This is a genomic window from Pseudomonas cichorii, from assembly GCF_018343775.1.
GTDB lineage: Bacteria > Pseudomonadota > Gammaproteobacteria > Pseudomonadales > Pseudomonadaceae > Aquipseudomonas > Aquipseudomonas cichorii.
Genome location: NZ_CP074349.1, coordinates 2,208,026 through 2,231,715, shown reverse-complemented (window position 1 = coordinate 2,231,715; position 23,690 = coordinate 2,208,026). Strand labels below are relative to the sequence as shown.

21 protein-coding genes and 2 pseudogenes are annotated in these 23,690 nt (G+C 58.3%); 6 read left to right on the top strand and 17 right to left on the bottom strand.

Annotation, left to right across the window (positions count from 1 at the left end; all coding sequences use genetic code 11):
- Nucleotides 1-42 precede the first annotated feature (42 nt).
- Nucleotides 43-876, top strand: coding sequence for an HDOD domain-containing protein (locus KGD89_RS09970; protein WP_081741927.1), 834 nt, complete (start codon nucleotides 43-45; stop codon nucleotides 874-876).
- Nucleotides 877-929: 53 nt separating this feature from the next.
- Here KGD89_RS09970 and KGD89_RS09965 read toward each other — a convergent pair whose 3' ends face one another.
- Entirely contained in the window at nucleotides 930-1,934 is a 1,005-nt protein-coding gene (locus tag KGD89_RS09965; protein ID WP_025259636.1) for an alpha/beta fold hydrolase, read from the bottom strand.
- A 167-nt stretch (nucleotides 1,935-2,101) separates the two neighbouring features.
- Between KGD89_RS09965 and KGD89_RS09960 the strand changes: the two genes are divergently transcribed.
- Nucleotides 2,102-3,049, top strand: coding sequence for a LysR family transcriptional regulator (locus KGD89_RS09960; RefSeq protein ID WP_025259635.1), 948 nt, complete (start codon nucleotides 2,102-2,104; stop codon nucleotides 3,047-3,049).
- Here KGD89_RS09960 and pstB read toward each other — a convergent pair.
- From pstB to pstS, 4 genes are all read right to left on the bottom strand, one after another.
- Entirely contained in the window at nucleotides 3,030-3,809 is a 780-nt protein-coding gene (gene pstB / locus KGD89_RS09955; protein WP_025259634.1) for a phosphate ABC transporter ATP-binding protein PstB, read from the bottom strand. The genes KGD89_RS09960 and pstB overlap by 20 nt on opposite strands.
- On the bottom strand, nucleotides 3,809-4,693 hold the full coding sequence (gene pstA, locus KGD89_RS09950; RefSeq protein ID WP_025259633.1) for a phosphate ABC transporter permease PstA: 885 nt from the start codon (nucleotides 4,691-4,693) through the stop codon (nucleotides 3,809-3,811). Before pstA ends, pstB begins: the two co-directional genes overlap by 1 nt.
- A complete protein-coding gene (gene pstC / locus KGD89_RS09945) occupies nucleotides 4,690-5,685 on the bottom strand; it encodes a phosphate ABC transporter permease subunit PstC (RefSeq protein ID WP_025259632.1) in 996 nt (331 codons plus the stop codon). The genes pstA and pstC overlap by 4 nt, the downstream gene beginning before the upstream one ends.
- Nucleotides 5,686-5,769: 84 nt before the next feature.
- Nucleotides 5,770-6,789 carry a phosphate ABC transporter substrate-binding protein PstS gene (gene pstS / locus KGD89_RS09940; protein WP_025259631.1) on the bottom strand — a complete coding sequence of 340 codons (1,020 nt, stop codon included), beginning with the start codon at nucleotides 6,787-6,789 and terminating at the stop codon, nucleotides 5,770-5,772.
- A gap of 415 nt (nucleotides 6,790-7,204) precedes the next feature.
- Between pstS and KGD89_RS09935 the strand changes: the two genes are divergently transcribed.
- Nucleotides 7,205-7,498: a hypothetical protein gene (locus KGD89_RS09935; protein ID WP_025259630.1), complete on the top strand. Its 294-nt coding sequence runs from the start codon at nucleotides 7,205-7,207 to the stop codon at nucleotides 7,496-7,498.
- Between the two features lie 2 nt (nucleotides 7,499-7,500).
- On the opposite strand, the gene KGD89_RS09930 is transcribed toward KGD89_RS09935, so the two are convergent.
- Complete coding sequence (locus tag KGD89_RS09930; protein WP_051427768.1) at nucleotides 7,501-9,153, bottom strand: VRR-NUC domain-containing protein; 1,653 nt, start codon at nucleotides 9,151-9,153, stop codon at nucleotides 7,501-7,503.
- Nucleotides 9,154-9,312: 159 nt separating this feature from the next.
- Here KGD89_RS09930 and KGD89_RS09925 point away from each other — a divergent pair, with 159 nt between their 5' ends.
- A complete protein-coding gene (locus KGD89_RS09925; protein ID WP_025259629.1) occupies nucleotides 9,313-9,810 on the top strand; it encodes a nucleoside 2-deoxyribosyltransferase in 498 nt (165 codons plus the stop codon).
- A gap of 116 nt (nucleotides 9,811-9,926) precedes the next feature.
- Here KGD89_RS09925 and KGD89_RS09920 read toward each other — a convergent pair whose 3' ends face one another.
- Nucleotides 9,927-10,145, bottom strand: a complete 219-nt coding sequence (locus KGD89_RS09920) for a hypothetical protein (RefSeq protein WP_025259628.1) — start codon at nucleotides 10,143-10,145, stop codon at nucleotides 9,927-9,929.
- A gap of 95 nt (nucleotides 10,146-10,240) precedes the next feature.
- Nucleotides 10,241-11,143 (bottom strand): LysR family transcriptional regulator, encoded by a 903-nt coding sequence (locus KGD89_RS09915; RefSeq protein WP_025259627.1) that lies wholly within the window; start codon nucleotides 11,141-11,143, stop codon nucleotides 10,241-10,243.
- A 120-nt stretch (nucleotides 11,144-11,263) separates the two neighbouring features.
- On the opposite strand from KGD89_RS09915, the gene KGD89_RS09910 reads away from it, so the two are divergent.
- On the top strand, nucleotides 11,264-12,352 hold the full coding sequence (locus KGD89_RS09910) for an AbrB family transcriptional regulator (RefSeq protein WP_025259626.1): 1,089 nt from the start codon (nucleotides 11,264-11,266) through the stop codon (nucleotides 12,350-12,352).
- 6 nt (nucleotides 12,353-12,358) lie between these two features.
- Here KGD89_RS09910 and KGD89_RS09905 read toward each other — a convergent pair whose 3' ends face one another.
- From KGD89_RS09905 to KGD89_RS09880, 7 genes and pseudogenes are all read right to left on the bottom strand, one after another.
- Nucleotides 12,359-13,603 (bottom strand): D-mannose isomerase, encoded by a 1,245-nt coding sequence (locus tag KGD89_RS09905; protein ID WP_025259625.1) that lies wholly within the window; start codon nucleotides 13,601-13,603, stop codon nucleotides 12,359-12,361.
- Nucleotides 13,604-13,713: 110 nt separating this feature from the next.
- A pseudogene (locus KGD89_RS26400) lies at nucleotides 13,714-14,313 on the bottom strand (methyl-accepting chemotaxis protein); the annotation flags it as partial.
- A gap of 303 nt (nucleotides 14,314-14,616) precedes the next feature.
- Nucleotides 14,617-15,339 (bottom strand): annotated as a pseudogene (locus KGD89_RS26395) (MCP four helix bundle domain-containing protein); the annotation flags it as partial.
- A gap of 189 nt (nucleotides 15,340-15,528) precedes the next feature.
- A complete protein-coding gene (locus tag KGD89_RS09895) occupies nucleotides 15,529-16,398 on the bottom strand; it encodes a sugar phosphate isomerase/epimerase family protein (RefSeq protein WP_025259623.1) in 870 nt (289 codons plus the stop codon).
- Nucleotides 16,399-16,425: 27 nt separating this feature from the next.
- The gene (locus KGD89_RS09890; RefSeq protein WP_025259622.1) at nucleotides 16,426-17,661 is read right to left on the bottom strand and encodes an MFS transporter; all 1,236 of its coding nucleotides are present in this window, start codon (nucleotides 17,659-17,661) and stop codon (nucleotides 16,426-16,428) included.
- Nucleotides 17,662-17,717: 56 nt separating this feature from the next.
- A complete protein-coding gene (locus tag KGD89_RS09885; RefSeq protein WP_038399795.1) occupies nucleotides 17,718-18,791 on the bottom strand; it encodes a sugar phosphate isomerase/epimerase family protein in 1,074 nt (357 codons plus the stop codon).
- Nucleotides 18,788-19,966, bottom strand: a complete 1,179-nt coding sequence (locus KGD89_RS09880; protein WP_025259620.1) for a Gfo/Idh/MocA family protein — start codon at nucleotides 19,964-19,966, stop codon at nucleotides 18,788-18,790. The genes KGD89_RS09885 and KGD89_RS09880 overlap by 4 nt, the downstream gene beginning before the upstream one ends.
- A gap of 188 nt (nucleotides 19,967-20,154) precedes the next feature.
- On the opposite strand from KGD89_RS09880, the gene KGD89_RS09875 reads away from it, so the two are divergent.
- Nucleotides 20,155-21,165, top strand: a complete 1,011-nt coding sequence (locus tag KGD89_RS09875) for a LacI family DNA-binding transcriptional regulator (RefSeq protein WP_025259619.1) — start codon at nucleotides 20,155-20,157, stop codon at nucleotides 21,163-21,165.
- Here KGD89_RS09875 and KGD89_RS09870 read toward each other — a convergent pair whose 3' ends face one another.
- Both KGD89_RS09870 and KGD89_RS09865 read right to left on the bottom strand, forming a co-directional pair.
- A complete protein-coding gene (locus tag KGD89_RS09870; protein ID WP_025259618.1) occupies nucleotides 21,166-22,302 on the bottom strand; it encodes a glycerate kinase in 1,137 nt (378 codons plus the stop codon).
- Between the two features lie 111 nt (nucleotides 22,303-22,413).
- Nucleotides 22,414-23,505, bottom strand: a complete 1,092-nt coding sequence (locus KGD89_RS09865; RefSeq protein ID WP_025259617.1) for a sugar diacid recognition domain-containing protein — start codon at nucleotides 23,503-23,505, stop codon at nucleotides 22,414-22,416.
- Nucleotides 23,506-23,690: the final 185 nt, after the last annotated feature.

The following is a 23,690-nucleotide window of genomic DNA, read 5'->3' as shown; positions in this document are numbered from 1 at the left end:
GAGGAAAAAACTGACTATCGTTGAATCATCCGACGTACGAGGATGCCATCGATGACTCTTGAAAAACTGTTTGAAGATTTGCACAGCCTGCCCAGCATTCCCAAAGTGGCCCAGGACCTGATGCTGCAGTTCGATAACCCCTCCTCCAACCTGGAAAGCATCGCCCGCAATATCGAGAAGGACCCGGTGATTGCCGCAAAGGTACTTCGTCTGGCCAACTCTGCACGGTTTCGCGGCTCCCGGGAATCATCCAGTATCGAAGACGCAGCCATGCGTCTGGGCTTCAATACCCTGCGCACGTTGGTGATGGCCTCGGCAGTGACGGGTGCTTTCAAGGCCGGGCCAAGTTTCGATCTCAAGGCGTTCTGGCTCAAAAGCTTCCAGGTCGCGGGGATCTGCCGGATGCTGGCCAAGCAGACCGGCGCAGATCCTGAAATCGCCTTTACGTGCGGGGTCATGCACAACATTGGTGAACTGCTGATCCAGACCGGTGCGCCACAAGTGGCCGAACGGTTGAACAACGCCGCCAGGGCCGGGACAGCAGGACGTGCAGCCAATGAAACACTGCAGTTGGGCTTCGGTTATCCGGAAGTGGGTGCAGAGCTTGCCAACCGCTGGCATCTGCCGAATGTCATCAAACAGGCGATTGCCTATCAGGCCAACCCGGTCCAGGCACCGGACAACGCCCCGCTGCCACGCATCGTGGCTCAGGCCATCGTGATTTCCGACGCACTGGAAACCGGTGGCGGCGCCACACCTGAAGCACAGAAGGCAGCAAGCGGCCCGTTGATGGAGGGCATCGACCTGGATGCCCTGTTCAAAGGCCTGCCTGCGGTATTGGAGGCAGACAAGGCGTTCTCACAACTGCTGTCCTGAACCCCTCCGCGCGCAGGAGCGAATTCATTCGCGAATGAATTCGCTCCTGGCATCTATTTCAGGAGCAAACCTGAAACCAGGGCCTTGTTGAAGCCTTCCGGATCTTCCATCTGAGGGGCATGCCCCATGCCTTTGAACTCGACCAGGGTGGCGCCCGGAATCATTTCGGTAACCTGCTTGCCCAACACCTTGTAATTACCGATCCGGGCCTTGACCTCCGGTGGCGCGATATCGCTGCCAATGGCTGTGGTGTCGGCATCACCGATCATCAGCAAGGTCGGGACTTTGAGTTTCGGGAATTCGTAGAAGACCGGTTGGGTGAAAATCATGTCGTAGATCAGCGCCGAGTTCCAGGCGACCGCTTTCTGGCCCGGCCCCTTGTTCAGACCGGCCAGCATATCGACCCACTTGTCGTACTCAGGCTTCCAGCGGCCGTCGTAATACGTCTTCTGCTCGTATTGGCGAATCCCTTCGGCGGTTACCTTCAGTTCACGCTCATACCATTGATCGATGCTGCGATAAGGCACGCCCAGGGCTTTCCAGTCTTCAAGGCCGATCGGGTTGACCATTACCAGCTTTTCAGTCTGTTGCGGATACATCAGCGCAAAACGTGTAGCCAGCATGCCGCCCGTGGAATGACCGATCACCGAAACCTTGTCAACCTTCAGGCTGGTCAGCAACTCATGGGTATTGGTTGCCAACTGCTGAAAGCTGTATTGGTAGTAGCCAGGCTTGGTGGAGGTGCAGAAACCGATCTGATCCGGCGCCACGACGCGATAACCCGCCTCGCTCAGTGCCTTGATGCTGTCTTCCCAGGTAGCGGCACAGAAATTCTTGCCATGCATCAATACGGCCGTGCGGCCATTGGCCTTGCCGGTGGGCGCGACATCCATGTAGCCCATTTCCAGTTTCTGGCCCTGGGACTGGAAGCTGAATTTCTTCAGGGCATGGGGATAGGCGAACCCTTCGAGTTGCTGGCCATAGCTGGGCGTTTCGGCAAACACTGCACCCGGCAGCGCAAGTGTCATGAGAAAACCTGCGATCTTTGCAGCACGCATAAAGAACCTCCTGTAGGAAATGGAGCATGAACATGCGGGAATTCATCATGCTTGCCTACAGACTTGCTCCTGTCACGCAAGCAGACATTTCATAGTGTTAACGCCGAGTCAGATAGACTGTCGCCATCCTTTCGAAGTACGGCCTGGCATGGAGCAAAGGAATAACGATGAATCGCAATGAACTGCGCAAGGCAGACATCAACCTGATGGTGGTTTTCGAGACATTGATGCTGGAGCGCAATGTGACGCGCACTGCCGAAAAACTGTTTCTCGGCCAGCCGACCATCAGTGCTGCACTCAATCGGTTACGCAGCCTGCTCAACGACCCGCTGTTCATCCGGGTCGGTCATCGCATGGAACCCACCGCCCGCGCCCATGAAATTCTCAGGCACCTGACCCCGGCACTGGATGCCATGTCCATGGCGCTCAGCCTGGCCAGCGACTTCGATCCGTCGGTCAGCACCATGACCTTTCGCATTGGCATGTCGGACGATGTGGAATTCGGCTTGCTCCCCGCCTTGCTCAAGGCGGTACGCAAGGAAGCACCGGGCGTGGTGCTGGTGGTCAAGCACGTCGATTACCTGAATATCTCGGAAGTGCTGATGTCCGGCGAGATTACCGTAGGCGTCTGCCTGACCCGCGACCTGCCAGCCAATGCCAAGCGCAAGCCATTGCGCAATGTACAGCCGCGGGTTGTAAGGGCCGACAAGTCGTCGACACCCATGACGCTGGATGAATACTGTTCACGGCCTCATGTGGTGGTGTCCCATGCAGCGAACGTCAGCAGCTTTGCCGATGAGTGGCTGACGGCGCTGGGACGCAAGCGAAAGGTGGTGCTGTCCGTGCCGCGCTTCACCACCCTGCCCGCGCTGATGGCCGGGACCGACCTGATCGCCGGTCTGTCAGACTTCACGGCCAGTGCAATGAGTGCGTTAGGGTTATTGCACGATGAGCCCTTGCCGTTCAGTACGCCGGGGCTGGATCTGTCGATGACATGGTTGAGCGTTATGGACAGCGATCCGGCAGAACGCTGGCTGCGCAGCCGGATCGAGGAATTCATGGGCGAGCACCAGGCGGTGCCCGCCCTGGAGGGCATCAGCCAAAGCGACCGGTGATGTAGTCTTCGGTCTGGGTCTTGGAAGGCTTGGTGAAGATGGTGTCGGTATCGCCGTGTTCGATCAGTTCACCCATGAACATGAACGCCGTGTAGTCCGAGCAACGGGCCGCCTGTTGCATGTTGTGGGTCACGATGATCACGGTGAACTGCTCTTTCAGTTCGGTGATCAACTGCTCGATACGGCCAGTGGAGATCGGGTCCAGTGCCGAAGTCGGCTCATCGAGCAGCAGGACCTGAGGACGCAGTGCGATGGTACGCGCGATACACAGACGCTGTTGCTGACCACCGGACAGGCTGGTGGCGCTGTTCTTGAGCTTGTCCTTCACTTCATCCCACAAAGCGGCGCCACGCAGGGCCTGCTCGACGCGGTCTTCCATTTCACGACGCGACAGCTTTTCGTGGTGACGGATAGCGTAGGCAATGTTCTCGAAGATCGACATCGGGAACGGCACCGGCTTCTGGAACACCATGCCCACCTGACTGCGCAGACGGTTCATCGAGTAACCCGGCGCCAGGATGTTTTCGCCATTGAGCAGCACTTCGCCGCGCGCTTCCTGCTTCGGGTACATCGAGTAGATACGGTTGAACACACGCAGCAGGGTGGACTTGCCGCAGCCGGACGGGCCGATGATCGACGTGATGCGCTTTTCAGGGATCATCATGTCGATGGATTTCAGTGACTTCTGGTCGTTGTAGAAAAACTCCAGACCGCGCACTTGAATCTTGGTTTTTTCGTTGGCAAGGGAAAGGTTGTTCATCAGGACGCCCTATTGCGCAGAAGAATTAAGCGAGAAAGCAGACTCAGTATCAGTACGAAGAGCGTCATGACCAATGCACCGGCCCATGCCAGGGAGTGCCAGTCTTCAAACGGGCTCATGGCGTACTGGAAGACAACCACCGGAACGCTGGCGATTGGCTTGAGCAGGTCGCTGCTCCAGAACTGGTTGCCGAAAGCGGTGAACAGCAGCGGCGCGGTTTCGCCGGTGATACGTGCCAGCGCCAGCAGAACACCTGTCACCACGCCCGCCTTGGCGGCACGCAGGACGATTTGCAGGGTCAGCTTCCATTGCGGCACACCCAGGGCCAATGCGGCTTCGCGCATGGTCGAAGGTTGCAGTTGCATCATTTCATCGGTAGTACGCACCACCACCGGGATCACCAGCAATGCCAGGGCCAGGGCACCGGCAATCGCCGAGAAACCGACCTGTTGGCCTGTGAGCTGGTTGAGCGGCAGCACGACCACGGTGTACACGAACAGACCCAGCACAATCGACGGCGCCGACAGCAGAATGTCGTTGATGAAACGCACTGCGTTGCCCAGCTTGGAGTAGCGGGCGAACTCGGCCAGCCAGATACCGGCCATCAGGCCGATTGGCGTACCGATCAACAGACCGATACCGGACATCAGGAGGCTGCCGTAGAACGCGTTGGCCAGACCGCCTTCGACACCCGGCGGCGGGGTCATGCCGGAGAACAGTTGCAGGTTCAGGGCATCAATGCCCTTGATGATGGTGGTCAGCAGAATCCATACCAGCCACAACAGACCGAATGCAGTGGCGCCGCAGCTGAGCACCATTGCGATCTTGTTCTTGATATCACGAACCCGGTACAGGCGCTCGCTACCGGTTACGTCCTTACTCATAACCCCTCCTTACGCGAAAGACGCGACAACATCAGACGTGCAAGGGCAAGCACGATGAAAGTAACCACAAACAGCAGGAAGCCCAGTGCGATCAGCGCCGAACGGTGCAGGTCGGTGTAGGCCTCGTTGAACTCGTTGGCGATGACCGATGCAATGGAGCTGCTCGGCATCATCAGGGATGCGGAGAACTGGTGGGCGTTACCCAGAACGAAGGTCACTGCCATGGTTTCACCCAAAGCACGACCCAGCCCCAGGAACACACCGCCAACCACCGCCGAGCGGGTGTAAGGCAGAACGATGTCCCAGACCACTTCCCAGGTCGTGCCGCCCAAGGCGTAGGCAGACTCTTTAAGGGTCGTAGGAACGGTACGGAAAACTTCCTGCATCACCGAAGTAATGAACGGCGTGATCATGATCGCCAGGACGATACCTGCGGTCAGCATGCCGATACCCAGCGGCGGGCCCTGGAACAGGCTGCCGATAATGGGCAGGCCACCCAGGTTTTCATTGATCCACGGCGACAGGTGTTCAGCCATGAACGGGCCGAATACGAACAGTCCCCACATGCCGTAGATGATCGAAGGAATGCCGGCCAGCAGCTCGATGGCCGAGGCAATGGGCATCCTCAACCAGGGCGGCGCGACTTCCGTCAGGAAGATGGCGATGCCGAAACTCACCGGAACGGCGATCAGCAAAGCCAGAAAAGATGTAACCAGCGTACCGTAGATCGGAACCAGGGCACCAAACTTGCCGTTGTTCACGTCCCATTCGGAACTGGTCAGAAAACCAAAACCAAAGGTCTCGAATGCCAGACTTCCGCCCCACAGGGTCGACAGGGCAATACATCCCAGCAATGCCAGCACCAGCATGGCGGCGCCTTGCAGCGAACGCCTGAACCAGGCGTCATGTCGATGATCCCGCTTGGCGCGCTTTTCGCCTTCGGAGTCGATGTCTGAGACGTTCGCGGACAGGTATTGGGTGTTTTCAGTCATGTTGAGTCCACTCGCAAGAAAAAGCCCCCGTCACCGAACCGATATCGCGGTTGATGACAGGGGTGAGCTACAGGCTTGAATCACTTACTTGGTGAATTCGGTTTTCCAGTAGCCTTCTACACGCTCAACCAGCGATTTCGGCAGAGCGACGTAATCCAGTTCTTCGGCCTGCTTCTGGCCATTTTCCAGAGACCACTTGAAGAAGTCGAAAGTGGCTGCACTTCGCTCTTCGTTCTTGGCCTTCTTGTACATGATGATCCAGGTGGTGGCGGTGATCGGCCATGCTTCGTCGCCCGGAGCGTTGGTCATGATCAGACCGAAATCCTTGGCGCTTGCCCAGTCGGCAGTGTCAGCCGCAGCGGCGAAGGTCTTGGAAGTCGGGGTTACAAACTTGCCAGCCGCGTTTTTCAGCTGGGTGTAAGACAGTTTGTTGGTTGCCGCGTAGGAGTACTCTACGTAGCCGATGGAACCCTTGATCTGCTTGACGTAGGCAGAAACACCTTCGTTACCCTTGCCACCCACACCCACTGGCCATTTGACGGTGGAACCGAACTGCAACTTCTCATTCCACTCCGGGCTGACTTTGCTCAGGTAGTTGGTGAAGTTGTAGGAAGTGCCCGAACCGTCGGAACGGTGAACAACAGTGATGTTGGTTTTAGGCAGAGTCACGCCAGGGTTGAGTGCCTTGATGGCCTCGTCGTCCCAGGTCTTCACGGTGCCCATGAAGATCTTGGCCAGTGTCTCGCCGTCCAGCTTCAGCTTGCCGCTTTCGATGCCTTCAACGTTGACGATTGGCACGATGCCACCGATCACGCTAGGGAATTGACCCAGGCCAGCGGCCTGCAGGTCTTCTGCCGACATCGGGGCATCGGATGCGCCGAAGTCAACGGTTGCTGCCTTGATCTGGGCAATACCGCCGCCCGAACCGATCGACTGATAGTTGATGCGGTTTGGAGAATTCTTGCTGTAGTCCTGGGACCACTTTGAAATAACCGGGAAAACGAAACTCGAACCAGCGCCAGTAACATCAGTCGCGTGGGCAGCACCGCTCAGGCACAGCGAAGCGATCAGAAGCGACAAGCGTTTTTTAGTCAGCAGTATCACGGTAATACCTCAGTCCAGGAGAAAGTGTGGTGGTCCACTTAAGGAGGCCCGAGGCGGATTTAAAACCTGAAATGTTGCTGTTTAATGACAGTCCGTCGACTCGTGTCAGAAATGAGCGTTTTTTGTAGTCGATCTCCTACGCCCGCCCACCATAAAAAACCGGTAAAGCCCCGTATTTACAGGGGTTTCCTCCTGAATCCCGAAAAATATCAATCTGCCACCCCATCAAGATGGCGCAGAGCCATCTCTGTTTTTAAATTGTAAGAAAGCGCGTCTTTTTAGAACCAATGTCAGGCTGGAGATGACTTTTTATAGCAACAAGGTCTTGAAGACTCCGCCGGTCGGAAGCATCGCACCTATCTTTTCCCAGTCCAGACCAATGACAGGTAACGACCCAACATTGGAGACTCACATCATGATCGGCAACCGAATAGCGGCTTGGGGCCTTGCGGCCTTACTGGCAGGTATGAGCGCAGGTACATGGGCAGGATCGACCGGCCCTACCCATCCAGAAGGCAATGACCCGGACAGCCCGGCCATGGAGCTGAAAAGCGATCAGGAAGACAACACCGACGGCAGCAGCCCCGAAGCGGACGGCAGGGTCCCGGACCCGGAGCAAACCAACGGGATGGGCAGCGACAGCACTCAGGGCTCGAACGGCGATAACGACAGCAGTACCGCCAATGATAAAAAACCCTCGGATCACTGAGATCAGTCCAGTTGATCGGGTGCCCACTGCACGTAACAGACTTCTACAGGCATGCCATGCTCGGCACAGAAATCCAGCCAGCGCAGTTGGTTGTCCTGTAGCCGGTCGCCAGGTCCCTTGACCTCGATCATGCGATAACGACGCTGTTCGGGGAAAAACTGAATCAGGTCAGGCATGCCGGTGCGATTGGCCTTGATGTCTTGCAGCAAGCGGCGAAACCAGTGGCCAAGGTGCTCGGCAGGCAAACAATGCAGAGCCTGCTCAAGCAACTCGGGGGTCAGGACGCTCCAGAACACGAAGGGCGACTGCAGGCCGGACTTGCTCTGGAAGTGCTCACGAATCGTCGCCTGATAGGTACCACTTTCCAACTGGGCCAGGCATTCATCGAACAATGCGGCACGGCGTTGGTAGAAATCCGGGCTGAGAAGATCGCTGGGGGCGCTATGGAAGGGATGGAAAAACGCTCCCGGCAGCGGTGCGAAAATAGCCTTCCAGCACAGCAGGCCGAACAGTGAGTTGATCAGCGCATTCTCGACGTAATGCACCTCGCTGCCCTCTTCTGCCAGATGCTCGCGGGTGAGGAACTCGACACTCAGACCCGGCACCGGCACAACGCTCAGATCCAGGCGTGACACGCTGCGAGCGGCCGCACGCTTCTCGACCGCCAGACCCAGCTTGCGCTGTAAACGCGGCAGAATGCGTTGCAGATGCTGAAGCTCGGCATCGTTCTGTGGCACGGCCCTGACCTGCTCCAGCAGCGCCATGGCCTGGGCATATTCGGCACTGAGTTCCAGAACCCGGATCTGCCGCGAACGCGCACCGGGATAATTGCACTGGCGATAGACCTCCAGTGCCAGCGGCCATTCCTTCAAGCGCTCGGCCTGCTGCCCGATATGGAACAGCAGTTTGGCACAGCGCCTTTGCAGCCACGGATTGCGTGTTTCGATGGCCATCGCCTGTTCGGCCAGCAACGCCAGCTCGATGCCCTGCTCCATGGCTTCCCGGCAGGCATGCAATTGCAGGCAGACGTCTATGTCCACCCGTTCGCTGATGGCCCGTGAATCCGGGGAAAATTCGACTTTCTCATAGCGAAAGATGCCCAGATCCGCCAGCACGAACTCCGACCACTCCTGATACAGATTGCCGAAATACAGAAGGCGCAGGCGATCACACAGCGGCATCACCTTCAGCTCGAATACCTGATCGTCCAGGTCGGGGTGCCACTGATCCAGAGGCTGGGCGACTTCATAGACCGATTGCAGCCGCTCAAGCCACTGCGGCTTGCGCTCCGGCCCTTTTACCGCATGGGCCTTGAAACACTGGCTCAGTTCGTCCTTGCGCAGCAATTGAAACAACGCTTCCAGATCAAGCCGCGGACGTGCGTCGATCAAGCCATGCGCCAGCAATGGCAGCGCCGCTTCGCGGGTATCGCCAATTTCGTCGTAATCGAGCTTGCTGGCCCGGAACAGCGTGCCCTTGCGCATGACCATACGCACCAGCAACCCTTGGGCAGGCGTCGGCAACCCGGAAAAATCACTGATAAACCGGCGCTCGTGCTCATCCAGCAGATCGTCGTAACGCTGAACGATCCAGGCCAGGACCTGACGGAAGTTTTCCAGGTAATAAAACGGATTGTCGAGAGGTGGAGTGCTCAAGGATACGGTCACATACGGCAGAGACAGGCGGCCAAGGATACTGGTTATCCGTACAGATTCCAGCCATGAATCCATCGGTTTTCAGGTCGCCCGATAAATGGTGCATTTCGCAAAAGGGCCTGCGGGCCGTAAGATCGCCCTTTTTGGCAAGGAGCGGATATGCAAGCGCCGCTGGTTTACCTCGCAGGTTTTGATGTGTTCCGCCAGGACGCCGTCGAATATGGTCAATACCTCAAGAACCTGTGTGCAGCCCAGGGTCTGGAAGGGTTGTACCCGTTCGACAATGAAGTGCCGTCCGGGTTGTCTGCTCACGACACAGCGCAATTGATCTGCACGATGAACATCGCAATGATCCAGCGTTGCACGGCGGTGCTGGCCAACCTCAATGTCTTTCGCGGCCTGGAACCCGACTCAGGCACCGCGTTCGAGGTTGGCATGGCGGTGGCGCTGAACAAACCGGTGTGGGGATATTTCGAGCCCGTCGCCTCGTTACGCGAACTGGTGCCTCATGATGAAAACGGTTTCGACAGCCAGGGTTTCATCGTGGAAGACTTCAACCTGCCCCGCAACCTGATGCTGGCCTGCACCTGGGCGGGAAGCAGCCCGAGTGCCGAGTCGGGGATCGAAGCATTGGCCCGGTATCTGACCTCAAAGTAGGAGCAACCGGGCAGCGATCCGCTTATTCGCGAAGAGGCATTCCAGATGATGAATATGTACCGGATGTCGCGGCCTCTCGCGAATAAATTAGCTCCTACGCGGGCTGGAGTTGGGGCTCACCCCAATGTCGATGACCCGATATCACCGGTAATGGTCGGGTCAAGCTTGTCGGCATCGACAAAATCATCCAGACCAAGGATATCCAGGTCCAGATAGCCTTCCGGATCATTGTCTTCATCGGCATCGGCATCGTTCAAAGGCGACTGGTCACCGCCAAAATGCTGTACCGGAGTGGCAAATCGAGAAAAGTCTGTTGCGAATGAAGATGTCTGCATGGATGCCTAGCTCCTGTTTTTCTCATGAAATCAGATACGTCCTACGCATCTGCATGACCACAGGCTATCGCAGCCGCGGATAAAAGCGCAAAACCTCAGGTCCAGCCTACAAATTCGCCACCGTTGTCACGCAACATCTGCAGCATTTTCTGGGCGGCCGGTGACAGGTAACCACTGCTGCGCAGTGTCACGCCAATGGTGCGTTTCATCGTGGTCTGCTCCAGAGGCACTTCGCGAAGATGCTGCATGTTCTTGCCAAACTCCAGTGACTCCCTGGCGATAAAGCTCAGCAGGTTGCTCTGGGCAATCAGCCCCGGCAGCAGGGAAATGGAGTTCGCCTCGATCTGCACCACGGGCAGCGGCAAACCATGGGCGGCAAAGGTCGCATCCAGCCATTTACGTGAAGACACACCTGTGGGCGGTAACACCCAGCGATAGGCATTCAAGTCGCTCATCTGCAGCGGCGCCTTGAAAATCGGATGCTGCTTGCTGGCTATGACCACCGCTTCGTCCTTGAGAATGGGGTAGCTGACAACCTGGTCATCGTCAGGAATCAGCGAGCAGATAATCATGTCCAGTTGCCCGGAACGCAGTGATTCGCCAAGCAAGTCGTCCTGTCCGACCACCAGCTTCAAGGTCACGTCCGGCGCGCGTTGCAACAAGGCCGAAGTCAGCTTGGGCATCAGGTATTCCGCCATCGTGGCCGCGCAACCCACGCGGATATTGCCCACCATGCCACTGGCGAAATCCCGGACCTCCCGCTGGGTCTGGGCAATGCTCTGCTGCAACTCCCTGCCCCGGGCCTGAAGCAGTTCGCCCACCGGGGTCAGCTTGATGCGTCGCCCGTCACGCTGGAACAGACGTGTACCAAGAGACTCTTCCAGACGCTGAATGCTTTTGGTCAGTGCCGGCTGGCTGCGATTGAGCTTTTCGGCTGCGCGTCCCAGATGACCCAGTTCAGCGATGGTTTCGAAATAAGTGAGGTCCCGCAGGTCCATATCCATCAACCAAAGTTATCAATTCATGATTATTAGAAAATAGACTTGATCGATTGAAGTGTCGATACTTTATACGACCGGTCAGGTCCTGATCGGCAGCCAAAGTCTGGGAGAACCTCCTTGCCACGTGCTTCAAGTCTGTCGCTATCCACGCTGCCTCCTCTGGCCCAATGGGCAAGCCTGCTGCTGGTTGCAGGCACCTTCGGGCAATTTCTCAAGTACCTGAACGTTCCTGCGGCGCTGTTCCTTGGCCCGATGCTGGTCGCCATCGGTTTCGGTGTATCGGGTGCGACCATCCGCATGAATAAAAAGCTTTTCCAGCTGGGCCAGGGCACGGTAGGCGTGCTGATCGCCCACGCCATGACCATCGGTGTGCTGATGACCGCCATCCAGTCCTGGCATGTCATGTTGTTCGCCACGATCCTGACTGTGCTGCTCAGTGCGCTGGTCGGGCTGGTGCTGGTGCGCTTTGCCGGCATCCCCAGCAACACGGCAGCCTGGGGCACCTCGCCGGGCGCGGCATCAGCGATGGTGGCCATGTCCGAAGACTACGGCGCCGACTCCCGAGTGGTCGCCACCATGCAATATGTGCGTGTCGTGTGTGTGGTGGTGGTCGGCTCGCTGGTCAGCCGCTTCATGGGCGCTCCCGACAGCGGCGCAGACCTGCACAGCAGTGAAGTGGCGCTGCAAGGCATGAACCTGCTGGACTTCGGCCTGAGCCTGGGGGTCATCGTATTCGGTGTGCTGCTGGGCGCGCGAATGCCTGCCGGTGCCTTGCTGGTGCCGCTGGTAATCGGCGGTGCTCTGCAATTGAGTGGCCTGCTGCAAATCACCATCCCCACCTGGATGCTGGCCATGGGGTATGGCGCCATAGGCTGCTATATCGGCCTGCGCTTTGACCGTGAAACCATCAGCTACGTCTGGCGACGCCTGCCGATGATGATCTTCGCCTCGATGCTGCTGATCGTGTTGTGCGCCCTTTCAGCCTGGCTGATTGCCGTGATGCTGGACAAGGATTACCTCTCGGTCTACCTGGCCACCAGCCCCGGCGGCCTGGATGCGATGGCGATCATTGCCATCGACACCCATGCCGACGTCGGTTTCGTGCTGGCGATGCAGACCCTGCGCCTGTTCGGCGTGATCCTGACCGGCAGCTTCCTGGCCCGGCAGATCATCCGCCTGACCGACAAGCGGATACCGGCACATTGACTCCCGTCAGGCCATGCCCGCCAAGGCACTGGCCAGGCTTGGCGCCAGCGGCAATACCGGCAGCAGAGTGGCCTGATAGGCGTGATACAGGTCCGGCTTGCCCGGCCAGATATCCGCGCTGGGTACATTCTGCTCGTTGAGTTCGTGACGCCAGCTACCGTGTTCATGGTCGATAAACAGGGTTTCGTTGAACTCCCAGAAGCAGCGATACCAGTCCTCATACTGTTTTTCGCCCGTGCGTTGCAGCAATGCAGCCGCTGCGGCCGCCGCTTCGCAATGGGTCCAGTGCAGACGATGGCGCACCACCGGGCGATTCTCCCAGTCGAGGGTGTAGACAATGCCTGGCGCGCCATCGACATTCCAGCCATGGCGGCAGGCATTGGCAAACAACTGACGGGCATCGTTCAGCAACCACTCAGGCGTCGGACGGCCTGCGCGCTTGAGGGCGGCCTCCAGATGCAGAACCAGACGCGCCCACTCGAAAGCATGCCCCGGCGTGGTGCCGAAAGGCCGGAAACCGTCTGCGGGGTTGTCGCGGTTGTAGTCGGGTAAAGGCTGCCAGGACTGGCTGAAATGCTCGACAACCTGGAAGTCATTGGCCGCGGCATGCCCATGGATGATCCGTTCGACGATACTCAGCGCCCGGTCAAGCCATTGCGCGTCGCCGGTAACATCCGCCAGGGCCAGGAAAGCCTCGGTGCTGTGCATATTGCTGTTGGCACCGCGATAAGCTTCTTCGCCCTGCCAGTCTCGAGCGAAGGACTCGCGCATGGCGCCCTCTTCCTCGCTCCAGAAACGGGTCTTGATGATCTGTATCGAATCGGACAGCAGCGCCTGGGCACCCTCTCGTCCGGCCACCACCGCCGAGCTGGCAGCCAGGGCGACAAAGGCATGCAGATAGGCCTGCTTGTCGGTCTTGCCACCCTCCTCCAGCGCTGCACTGAACCAGCCACCGTGCTCGGCGTCACGCAACGGGCCGCTGAGGGCTGCAATCCCGTGATCCACCAGCGCGGCGCAGCCGGGAATGCCCTGAGCGTGGGCCATGGCAAAACTGTGGGTCATGCGGGCGGTGTTCATGGTCTGAGCCGTGGCACCGACCATGAGACGGCCATAGCCGTCGAGGCTGCCGAAGCCGTTTTCCAGCTTCGAGGCCTTGGCGAAGGTCAGCAGGCGAGTACCTTCCTGCGCCAGCCATTGATGATGACGTTGCGAAAGCAGCCAACTGCTGAAGTTGTAGTTGTTATTGTCCATGACGCGATGCCGCCTCCAACGATAAGAAATTTACCGGTGGTCTTTCCGACCGTGGGCAATCATGCGCGCCACGGCCGGTCAGCGGCAAGCGGACCTGTAAAGGTTCTGCTTCAGACCTTGAAGTTGGACACGACCTGATTCAGGTCGGCAGCCAGGCGTGACAGCTCATGGCTGGAGGCGCTGATCTGGTTTGCACCCTGGGTGGATTGCATGGACAGGTCGCGGATATTGACGATATTACGGTCCACTTCACGGGCCACTTGTGCCTGTTCCTCGGCGGCGCTGGCGATGACCAGGTTACGCTCGGAAATCTGGTTGATGGACGAAGTGATTTCGCTCAGGGACTCACCCGCACCCAGGGCAAGCGACAAGGTTGAATTGGCACGGTCACGACTGGTCATCATCGACTCAAGCGCCTGGGCGGAGCCATTGCGCATGGCGCTGACCATGGTGTCGATTTCCAGAGTCGACTGCTGAGTACGATGGGCCAGTGCCCGCACCTCGTCGGCCACCACCGCAAAACCACGGCCCGACTCACCGGCACGCGCAGCCTCGATGGCGGCGTTGAGCGCCAGCAGGTTGGTCTGCTCGGCAATCGAGCGAATGACATCCAGCACCTTGCCGATGTCCTGAGACTGATCAGCCAGGTTCTGCACCAGCGACGAAGTAGACTGTACGTTAGTGGTCAGGGTCTGGATCGACTGCACGGTCTCGTTCACACGCGCCTGACCGGCCTTGGCCGAGGCGCTGGAATGGTTGGAAGCATCGGAGGTGGACACCGCGTTGCGCGCCACTTCTTCAACAGCCGAAGTCATTTCATTGACAGCTGTGGCCGCCTGATCGATCTCGGCATTCTGTTGGTTCAGGCCGCGATAACTGTCTTCAGTGACCGAGTTGAGTTCAGTCGCAGCAGATGCCAATTGGGTGGCTGAGCTGCTGATATTGCGCATGGCGGTGCGCAGGTTGTCTTTCATCTGCTCAAGCGCACGCAACAGGCGAGTGACCTCATCACTGCCATCCACCACGATGTCATGGGTCAGATCACCCTTGGCCACATGCTCGGCAGCCGATACAGCGCTTTCCAGAGGCCTGACGATACTGCGGGTCAGCAACAGAGCCAGGCCAATTGTGCCCAGCGCTGCAAGGAGCACAAACGCAATCACGATATTGCGTGACTGGTCATACTGGATTTCGGCGGCCTTGCCTTCGGCATCGACCTTTTGATTGTAGAACTCGCCCATGTCACTCAGTTGCTTGCCCGAGCCATCGACGATGGTTTTCATGTCCACCAGCAACAGCTTGTTCAAACCGGCACTGTCGCCCTGGCCAGCCAGCACGAATGAACGCTCCAGAGCTTTCTGATATTCACCCAGGCTGACGCGGAATTGATCGGCCAGGGTCTTCTCTTCCGGGGTATCGACAAACTTGTCGAGTATGTCGAGCTTCTTGGCCAGATCCTGATTACGCACGTCCATCTGGCTGCGGTAGGTAGGAATATTCTTGGTATCTGTGTCCAGAGCCATACGCAGGGAAATCGTGCGAATGCGCAGCATGATTTCGCGAATATCGTTGACCACTCGCATGCTCGGCAGCCAATTGGTTTCAACCGCGATTTCGCTTTGGCGAATCGCAGACATCTGCACCAGCGAGAACCAACCCAACAACGCAACCAGCAGGGAAATCAGGGTAAAACCCAGGCCCGCACGGCGAGCGATAGTTAATGTGCGTAAGTTCATGGCGAGAGGCTCTTATATTTAGAAGGCAGTTTTGTAACTGGTTGTCAGACAACCTCCTATCATATCGACGGCTCGCAAGGCTTCTTGAGAGCTAAATGGAATCATTTTTTCGAGAAGAGCAACGTACTTTTGCGACAGGGCCTGTAATCAACAGGCCCCGCTCAAACAACTGTTTCAAACTTTATACATTCACTTGCCCGCAACACGTTCGGCCGCTAGTTCGGCCAGAAGATTACGTCTTGCGGTGGTGATGATGGCGACCGGATCCTTGGGCAGGTCGTGTTCGACGATATAAAGAGGCCTGTCAGTTCGCTCATAAGCCGGAATGATTTCCTTCCAGCTCAACAAGCCTTCTCCCAAAGGCGCGAAGTTCATTTCATCGTCACGTACTCCGATGCCGGAGTTGTCCTTGGCATGAATGGCAAACAGTCGACCGGCATACTGTCTGATGAAACGGGCCGGGTCATGTCCGCCGCGGTAAATCCAGGCCACATCGACTTCAAGCAACAGGTTCTCGGGCTTTGTAGCACTGACCAGCCACTCGAAAGCGGTCTTGCCCTGATACTTTTTCATTTCGAAGTCATGGTTATGGTAAGCCAGCTTCATGCCGTACTCCCGCAACCTGGCGCCCAGACGATCCAGTTCCCCACCCAGTTTGCGCCAGCCTGCGGCATCGGTCGGACGATCGGCCGGATCGAGCCAGGGCAGTACCAGAACCTTGTTGCCGATGGTCTGGTTAAAGGCAATGGTGGCTGGGAGGTTGTTGCGCAGGGTTGCCAGTTGTTCGTGGGAAGAGACGACGTTCAACTGATACTTCTCCAGCAGGAACTTGAGTTCATTGGCAGTAACGCCCTGGTTGCCGACGACTTCAAGGGAGCGAAAACCTGCACTTTTTGCCATGGCCAGTTGTTGCTCAAGCGTGCCGGCATTGCGCAACGTATACATTTGCAGGGCAATCGGACTGGTTGCACTCGAAGGCGGCGCAGCCATTGCGGCACTTCCTCCCGTGACAACCCAGACAAAGAGTGCGGACAGTACGGCAGACTTCATGAAACCCATGGCAACTTCCTTTGGCTATTGATTTATTCAGGACTTGGAAAACGTGATACCGGCCGGCCGCGCATCGCGAAAAGCCAGAAGAAAGACCAGCACGACACCCAGTGAAAAGGTCGCCGGGAATAACCAGATGCTGCGCCAGAGGTGGCCTTCGGGCCCTGCGTAATAATCGGAGACATGACCCGCGACCCAGAAACCGATCAGCATGCCCACGCCATAAGTGGCCAGGGTAATAAGTCCCTGTGCCGAACTTCTGAAGCGCTCCGATGCCTTGGCGTCGGTATAGATCTGGCCCGATACAAAGAAGAAGTCATAACAGATGCCATGCAAGGCAATGCCCGCGAACAGCATGAAAGCCAGGTCGCCATTATTGCCGTAGGCGAACAGGAGATAACGCAAGGCCCAGGCCAGCATCCCGACCAACAAGGCAACCTTGATACCGAAGCGATGAATGAAAAGCGGCAACAGCAGCATGAACACCACTTCGGAAACCTGGCCCACCGCCATTTTCGCCGTGGGGTTGGCTACACCGATTTCTGCCAGAAACGAGTTGGCGTTCTGGTAATAGAAAGCCAGCGGAATGCAGATCAGGATCGAGGCGACAAAGAACACCAGATAACTGCGGTCCTTCAACAGGCCCAAAGCATCCAGCCCGAGCAACTGCCTGAAACCTTCACGACCCGCTGTGGATTTCTGCGATGGCGTACCGGGCAGGGTAAAGCTGTACAGCCCCAGCGCCAGTGAAGCGAGGGATGACATCAGGAAAGTGCTGCGAAGAGCGCCGGACGAGATTGCATCCTGGGAGTCCCAGGTGAAGACAAAACTGATCACCACCCCGGCCACGATCCAGCCGATGGTGCCCCAGACACGGATACGGGCGAACTCCAGAGCCGGGTCTTTCATCTGCCGGAAGGCCACCGAGTTCACCAGTGCCAGGGTCGGCATATAGATGATCATGTAGGCCAGCAGATAGGGATAGAACTGACTGAAGTCAGGCGCACGATACAGCTGGTACAAAAGTACCGCGCCCAACAGGTGCAGCACGGCGAGAATACGTTCGGCGTTGAAATAGCGGTCGGCGATCAGGCCGATGACAAAGGGCGCAATGATCGCGCCCCAGGATTGTGTGGAAAATGCCATCCCGACCTGACCGCCACTGGCACCCAGGCTGGTGGAGAGAAAAGTTCCCAGGGTGACGAACCAGCCTCCCCAGATAAAGAATTGCAGGAACATCATGGCGCTCAGACGCGCAGTCATAGGGGTCATAACAGTCACCGTTTTATTTTTATAGCGGTAAACAGCATCGGGTTCAGGTGCCGGAATCAGGGGTCGGACAGCCCCAGCAGTCGGCGGTTGGATCGCTCATCGGCCGCCACACTGGCGAAGTCGTCGAATGCCTTTCGGGTCTTGGTAATCATGTGTTGCCGGATGAATGACGCGCCTTCAGCCGCGCCCTGCCCGGAGTCCTTCAGGCAGCATTCCCACTCCAGCACCGCCCAACCGGCAAAGTCGTATTGCGTCAGCTTGCTGAAGATGGATTTGAAATCGATCTGGCCATCGCCCAGGGAACGAAAGCGACCGGGGCGTTCGACCCAGCCCTGATACCCGCCGTAAACACCGGATCGGGCATCGGGACGAAATTCCGCATCCTTGACGTGAAACATGCGAATGCGCTCGTGATAACGGTCGATAAAACCCAGGTAATCCATTTGCTGGAGCAGCAGATGACTCGGGTCATAAAGAATCGCTGCCCGTGGATGATGATCAACAGCCTGGAGAAAACGCTCGAAGCTGGCGCCATCGTGCAGGTCTTCGCCGGGGTGAATCTCGTAACAGAGGTCGACACCAGCCTCATCGAAGCAATCGAGGATCGGCAACCAGCGTTTCGCCAGTTCGGCAAAGCCCTGCTCCACCAGACCTGCGGGCCTTTGTGGCCATGGATAGACATAAGGCCACAGCAACGCGCCGGAAAAAGTCGCATGCGCCGTCAGACCCAGGCGCTGACTGGCCCGCGCAGCCAGCTTCAACTGATCGATTGCCCATTCGGTCCGCGCCTGCGGCTGACCGCGCAGATGAGCTGGCGCGAAGTCGTCGAACAGCGTGTCGAACGCCGGATGCACCGCCACCAACTGGCCTTGCAGGTGCGTCGACAGCTCACTGATCTCGACACCGGCTTCAGCGCAGACAGCTTTCAGCTCATCGCAATAGCTCTGACTTTCGGCGGCCCGTGCCAGATCGATGAACTGCGTGCCCAGCGTCGGCAACTGAATGGCCTTGTAACCCTGGGACGCAGCCCAGCGGGCAATGTTGGCGAGTGTGTCGAACGGTGCTTCAGCCGACATGAACTGGGCGAGAAAAATGCCCGGCCCGCGCAAACCTGTGGATGCCTGACTCATGACAGTCCTCCCTGAGTGCAGACCAGCTCGGTCCACTTGGCGTCGCCACGATGGCTGGCGATCACGGTTTCGATAAAGGCCATGCCGCGTAATCCGACATCGATGCCGGGCACACCCTCGGCATCGCTGCCGTCGATGTCGGCACGAATGGCGCTGGCGAAATCACCATAGAGGTTGGCCATCGCTTCGAGATAGCCTTCAGGATGCCCGGCGGGCAAACGCATGCGCTGACTGGCGGCGTCACACAACCAGGGCTGGCCGACACCGGAACGCAAGATGCGCAAAGGCTGGTCAAGAGAACGATGGATAAGGCTGGAGGGATCTTCCTGGCGCCACTCCAGACCACCTTTACTGCCATAGAGGCGAATCTTGAGTGGGTTCTCCTCACCGGCACAAACCTGGCTGGCAATCAGCACACCGCTGGCACCTTCAGACATCTTGAACAGCATCGAAGCATCATCGTCCAGTTGCCGGCCTTCGATGTGTACAGCCAGCATCGCGCACAGTTGCACAATCGACTGACCGGCGACGAACTCCGCCAGGGAAAACGCATGGGTGCCTATGTCGCCAATGCAACCGCCCACTCCAGACTGCTCGGGTCGACCTCGCCAGTCAGCCTGCTTGTTGCCCTGCCCTGCGACATCCTGGCTGAGCCAGCCCTGGGGATACTCGACAATCACCTTGCGCAGCTCGCCGATCACGCCACTGCGTACCATCTCCCGAGCCTGCCAGACCATCGGATAACCCAGGTACGTGTGGGCCAGGCCATAAAGGCGGTTGCTGCGACCGACGACTTCCTTCAAATCCAGCAACTCGGCCAGGTTCAATGCGGCAGGCTTTTCGCTGAACACATGAAAGCCCGCGCTCAGCGCCTGGCTGGCAATGGGTGCATGCAGATGATTGGGGGTAACGATCACCAGCAACTCCATGCGCTGGTCTGCCGGTAGCGCACGCTCGGCTTCGAGCATGTGCTGCCAGTCGTCATAGCAGCGTGACTCTGGCAAACCCAGCGCCAGGCCAGTGTTGCGGTTGTTTCGGGTATCCCGGCTGAAAGCGCCGCAGACCAGCTCATAACATCCATCAAGCCCGACGGCCTGGCGGTGAGCCTTGGCAATGAACGCGCCCTCACCTCCGCCGACAAAACCCATTCTTATTTTTGGAATTGCTGCATTCATCACGAAATCTTCTCTGTTTGAAGCAAGGTCAGGCTCAGGTTTTACTGAGATGTAACCGGTTACATCGTGGCGAGAACTTATCCCCTCCCATGCCGGGTGTCAAACTCCGGATCCGGGTTTTCGAAGATTTCTGCACACGCTCAACCTGCGGTAAGCTCGCAGGCCGCACAGCTTGAAACGAGGTGGTTTTGTCCAATATCCGTGAAGTGGCCCGACTGGCAGGGGTTTCGGTCGCTACCGTGTCGCGAACCCTCAAGTCCCCCGAGCGCGTGCTGCCCGAGACCCGTGACAAGGTCAATGCCGCCGTGGAACAGGCCGGTTATCGCCCCAACCTCATGGCGGTGCAGTTTCGCTCCCGCAAGACCGCCAATCTGGTCATTCTGGTGCCGACCATCGCCAACACCTTCTTTGCTCGGGTGATCAGCGGCGCTCAGCAGGCCGCCCAGGCCGCCGGTTATCGACTGCTGCTGTGCGACACCCAGGGACGCGAGGAAATCGAACGTACATTTGCCGAGCTGGTATATGCCCATCAGGCAGATGGCGTGATTCAACTGCGCGCCTACGACCCTTACGATACAACCTGCTCCAGTGCCGACTTGCCCCCCATCGTCAACGCCTGCGAAGTGATCAGCAATGGCCGCCATCCGACTATCAGCCTGGATAACCATGCCGCCGCCAAAGCCATGACCCAGCACCTGATCGAACTGGGACATCGCCGAATCGGCCTGATCAAAGGCCCCAGAAGCAGCCCGCTGACCCGCGACCGCGTGGCCGGATACCTTGATGCCCTGGAACAGGCAGGTATCGAATTCGATCCTGCGCTTGTGTGCCATGGCAACTTCAGTCTGCAAGCCGGTTATGACGGCGCAGGCGCCATCCTGGAACTACCCGAACGGCCCACCGCACTTTTCTGCGAAAACGATGAAATGGCCATCGGCGCACTGAAACGCATCAAGGAACACGGCCTGCGCGTGCCCGAAGACCTTTCCCTGGTGGGCTTCGACGACATTCCACTGGCGGCCTACTGCGACCCGCCACTGACCACCATTTCCCAGCCTGCCGAAGCCTTTGGCCAGACAGCCGTCCAGATGCTGATCGCCCTGATCGAAAAGAAACCCATAGAACAACGCCATATCGTGCTGCCGTTTGAATTGACGTTGCGCAACAGCACAGCTGCGCCGGGTTTCAGAGGGCGGTGATTACCGCCCCGCCACACGCCAGACCCGCGCCAGATCCCGCGCCCGGTCATGCAGCAGGCTCGCTGCATTGCGGCAGGCTTCATCCAGGGTCATCGGCCCGCTGGCCAGGGCGAAGGCGGCGCTGATACCGTGCTCGTACAATCGCTCATAGCCCTCGCCCAGCGTGCCCGCCAACACAATAACGGGCACTTGATGGCGGGCGGCAACTCTGGCGACGCCAAAGGGCGTCTTGCCGCGCAAGGTCTGGGCATCGAAGCGCCCTTCCCCGGTAATCACCAGGTCCGCGCCCACAAGCGCCTGTTCAAGACCGGTGAGATCGGCCACCACTTCCACGCCCGCCCGGAATGAGGCCTTGAGATAGGCCTTGGCAGCAAAGCCCATGCCGCCAGCAGCACCGCTGCCGGGGCTGTCGCGCAGATCCTGGCCGACCGCCTGCACGGACAGGTCGGCGAAATGCCCGAGCGCAGCATCAAGCGCCAGAACCTGTTCAGGGGATGCGCCTTTCTGCGGACCGAAAATGTGCGATGCACCGTTCGGGCCGCACAAGGGATTGTCCACATCGGCAGCGATTTCAAAGCGTACATCGGACAGCCGCGGATCAAAGCCGCTCAGATCGACGCGAGCCAGTTGTGCCAATGCCAGGCCACCCGGCACCAAAGGCTGGTCATTGCCGTCGAGAAACCGTGCGCCGAGCGCCGACAGCATGCCGGTGCCAGCATCGTTGGTCGCGCTGCCGCCAATGGCCAGGATCACCCGTTGAGCTCCGGCGTCCAGTGCCTGAGCAATCAGCTGACCAGTGCCGTAAGTCGTGGTGATGCAGGCATTGCGTTGTTCGAGGGTCAGCAATTGCAGGCCGCTGGCCATGGCCATTTCGATAATCGCGGTGCGGCTGTGCGGCAGCCAGCCCCAATGGGCCTGAACCGGGCTTTCCAGTGGGCCGCGGACTTCAGCGCTCATCAATTGCCCGTTACAGGCAGCCAATACGGCTTCGATAGTACCTTCGCCACCGTCGGCCATCGGGCATTCGATCAGTTCGGCAGTCGGCCAGACGTCGGCAAGGCCACTGGCAATGGCAGTCGCGACAGCCTGGGCGCTGAGGCTGTCCTTGAAAGAGTCGGGTGCGATGACGATTTTCATTGTTGTTCTCCATATCCGATGCAGGGATGTTCTCACCCCGTCATGGATTTTCCGCCTGACCTTCGCACAATGAATGTCAAAGGTTATCGGTCATTTGAACAAAATTCGCCTTCAGCCAGAGCGAGGTGTCATCTGCACGCCCAGATACAAACGCAGCACGTCATCGGTCTTGTAAGGATCACATCCCGTCAGCTCGGCAATCTTTTCCAGCCTGTAACGCAGGCTGTTGCGATGGATACCCAAGGCTTCGGCGCAGGCCTGGCTTTCCCCGCTGTATTCAAACCAGCTGCACAGGGTTTCCAGCAATTGGCCATGATTGTGCAAGCGGCCAATCGGCTCGGCAATCTCCTGGGCGAGCCAGTCGTGACGATGACGCCAGAACAGCACCGGCAGGCGATAAGCCGACAGACGCAGCAGACGCTGGTCGGGCCGGGACTGACGGGCGTAATCCAGCAGGTCCTGCGCAGCGCTGCAGGCATGGCGCAAGGCAGGCAGATCGGCCGATGGCTCTGCGGTGGCCATGCGTAACACCGGCCAGCCATGCTCATCGAACTGCTTGAGCAGCAAGGCATCGTCCCGGTCCTTGCCCTGCGCCCGACACCAGTACAACAGAGTCGGCTCGCGCATCACACACCAACTGTCGGCGTAGCGGCCATTGAGCCAGGCAACCAGTTGGCTCGCTGTGGAAGTCTGCTCGGCCAGACGGATCAACACCGCCTGACGCGGCAAGTGAGGTTGCAGGCCCAACTGTCGCGCTTCATCCACCAGGCTTTCCGGACAGTCCTGCAACAGCAGGCGAGCCAGCAGGTCTTCGCTGCGCTGCAAGCGCCACTGTCGATCAGCCTGCTGACGACGATGCTCCATCAGCATTTCGGCGGTCATGCGCACCAGTTCGCCGTAGACCCGAACCTCGTCTGGTTCACCGGTAATGCCCAGCACGCCCACCAGCTTGTGATCGAGCATCAGCGGCAGATTCACGCCAGGTTTCACACCGCCCAGATGCAGTGCCGCCTGGGAATCGATCTCCACTACGCGGCTGTTGGCCAGTACCAGTTGCGCCCCTTCATGCCGGGTGCACAAACGCTCGGGATCGCCACTGCCGATGATGATGCCCAGATAGTCCATGACATTGACGTTGTAAGGAAGAATCGCCATGGCCCGGTCGACAATGTCCTGAGCCAGGACTCGGTCAAGGGCGAACATGGAAAAAACCCTGCGGCAGGAAAGGCTTGGAATGGATAGGCATGGGACACATTTTTGGATTTATTGAGGTCTGGAGTGTGCCTGCAAGTTTGGTGCTTGTCTGTAGCCCGAGGCAGACGGCGCAGGAGTGAATTCATTCGCGAAATGCCCCGTCTTCGCGAATGAGCGGAGCGCCGCCCGATTGC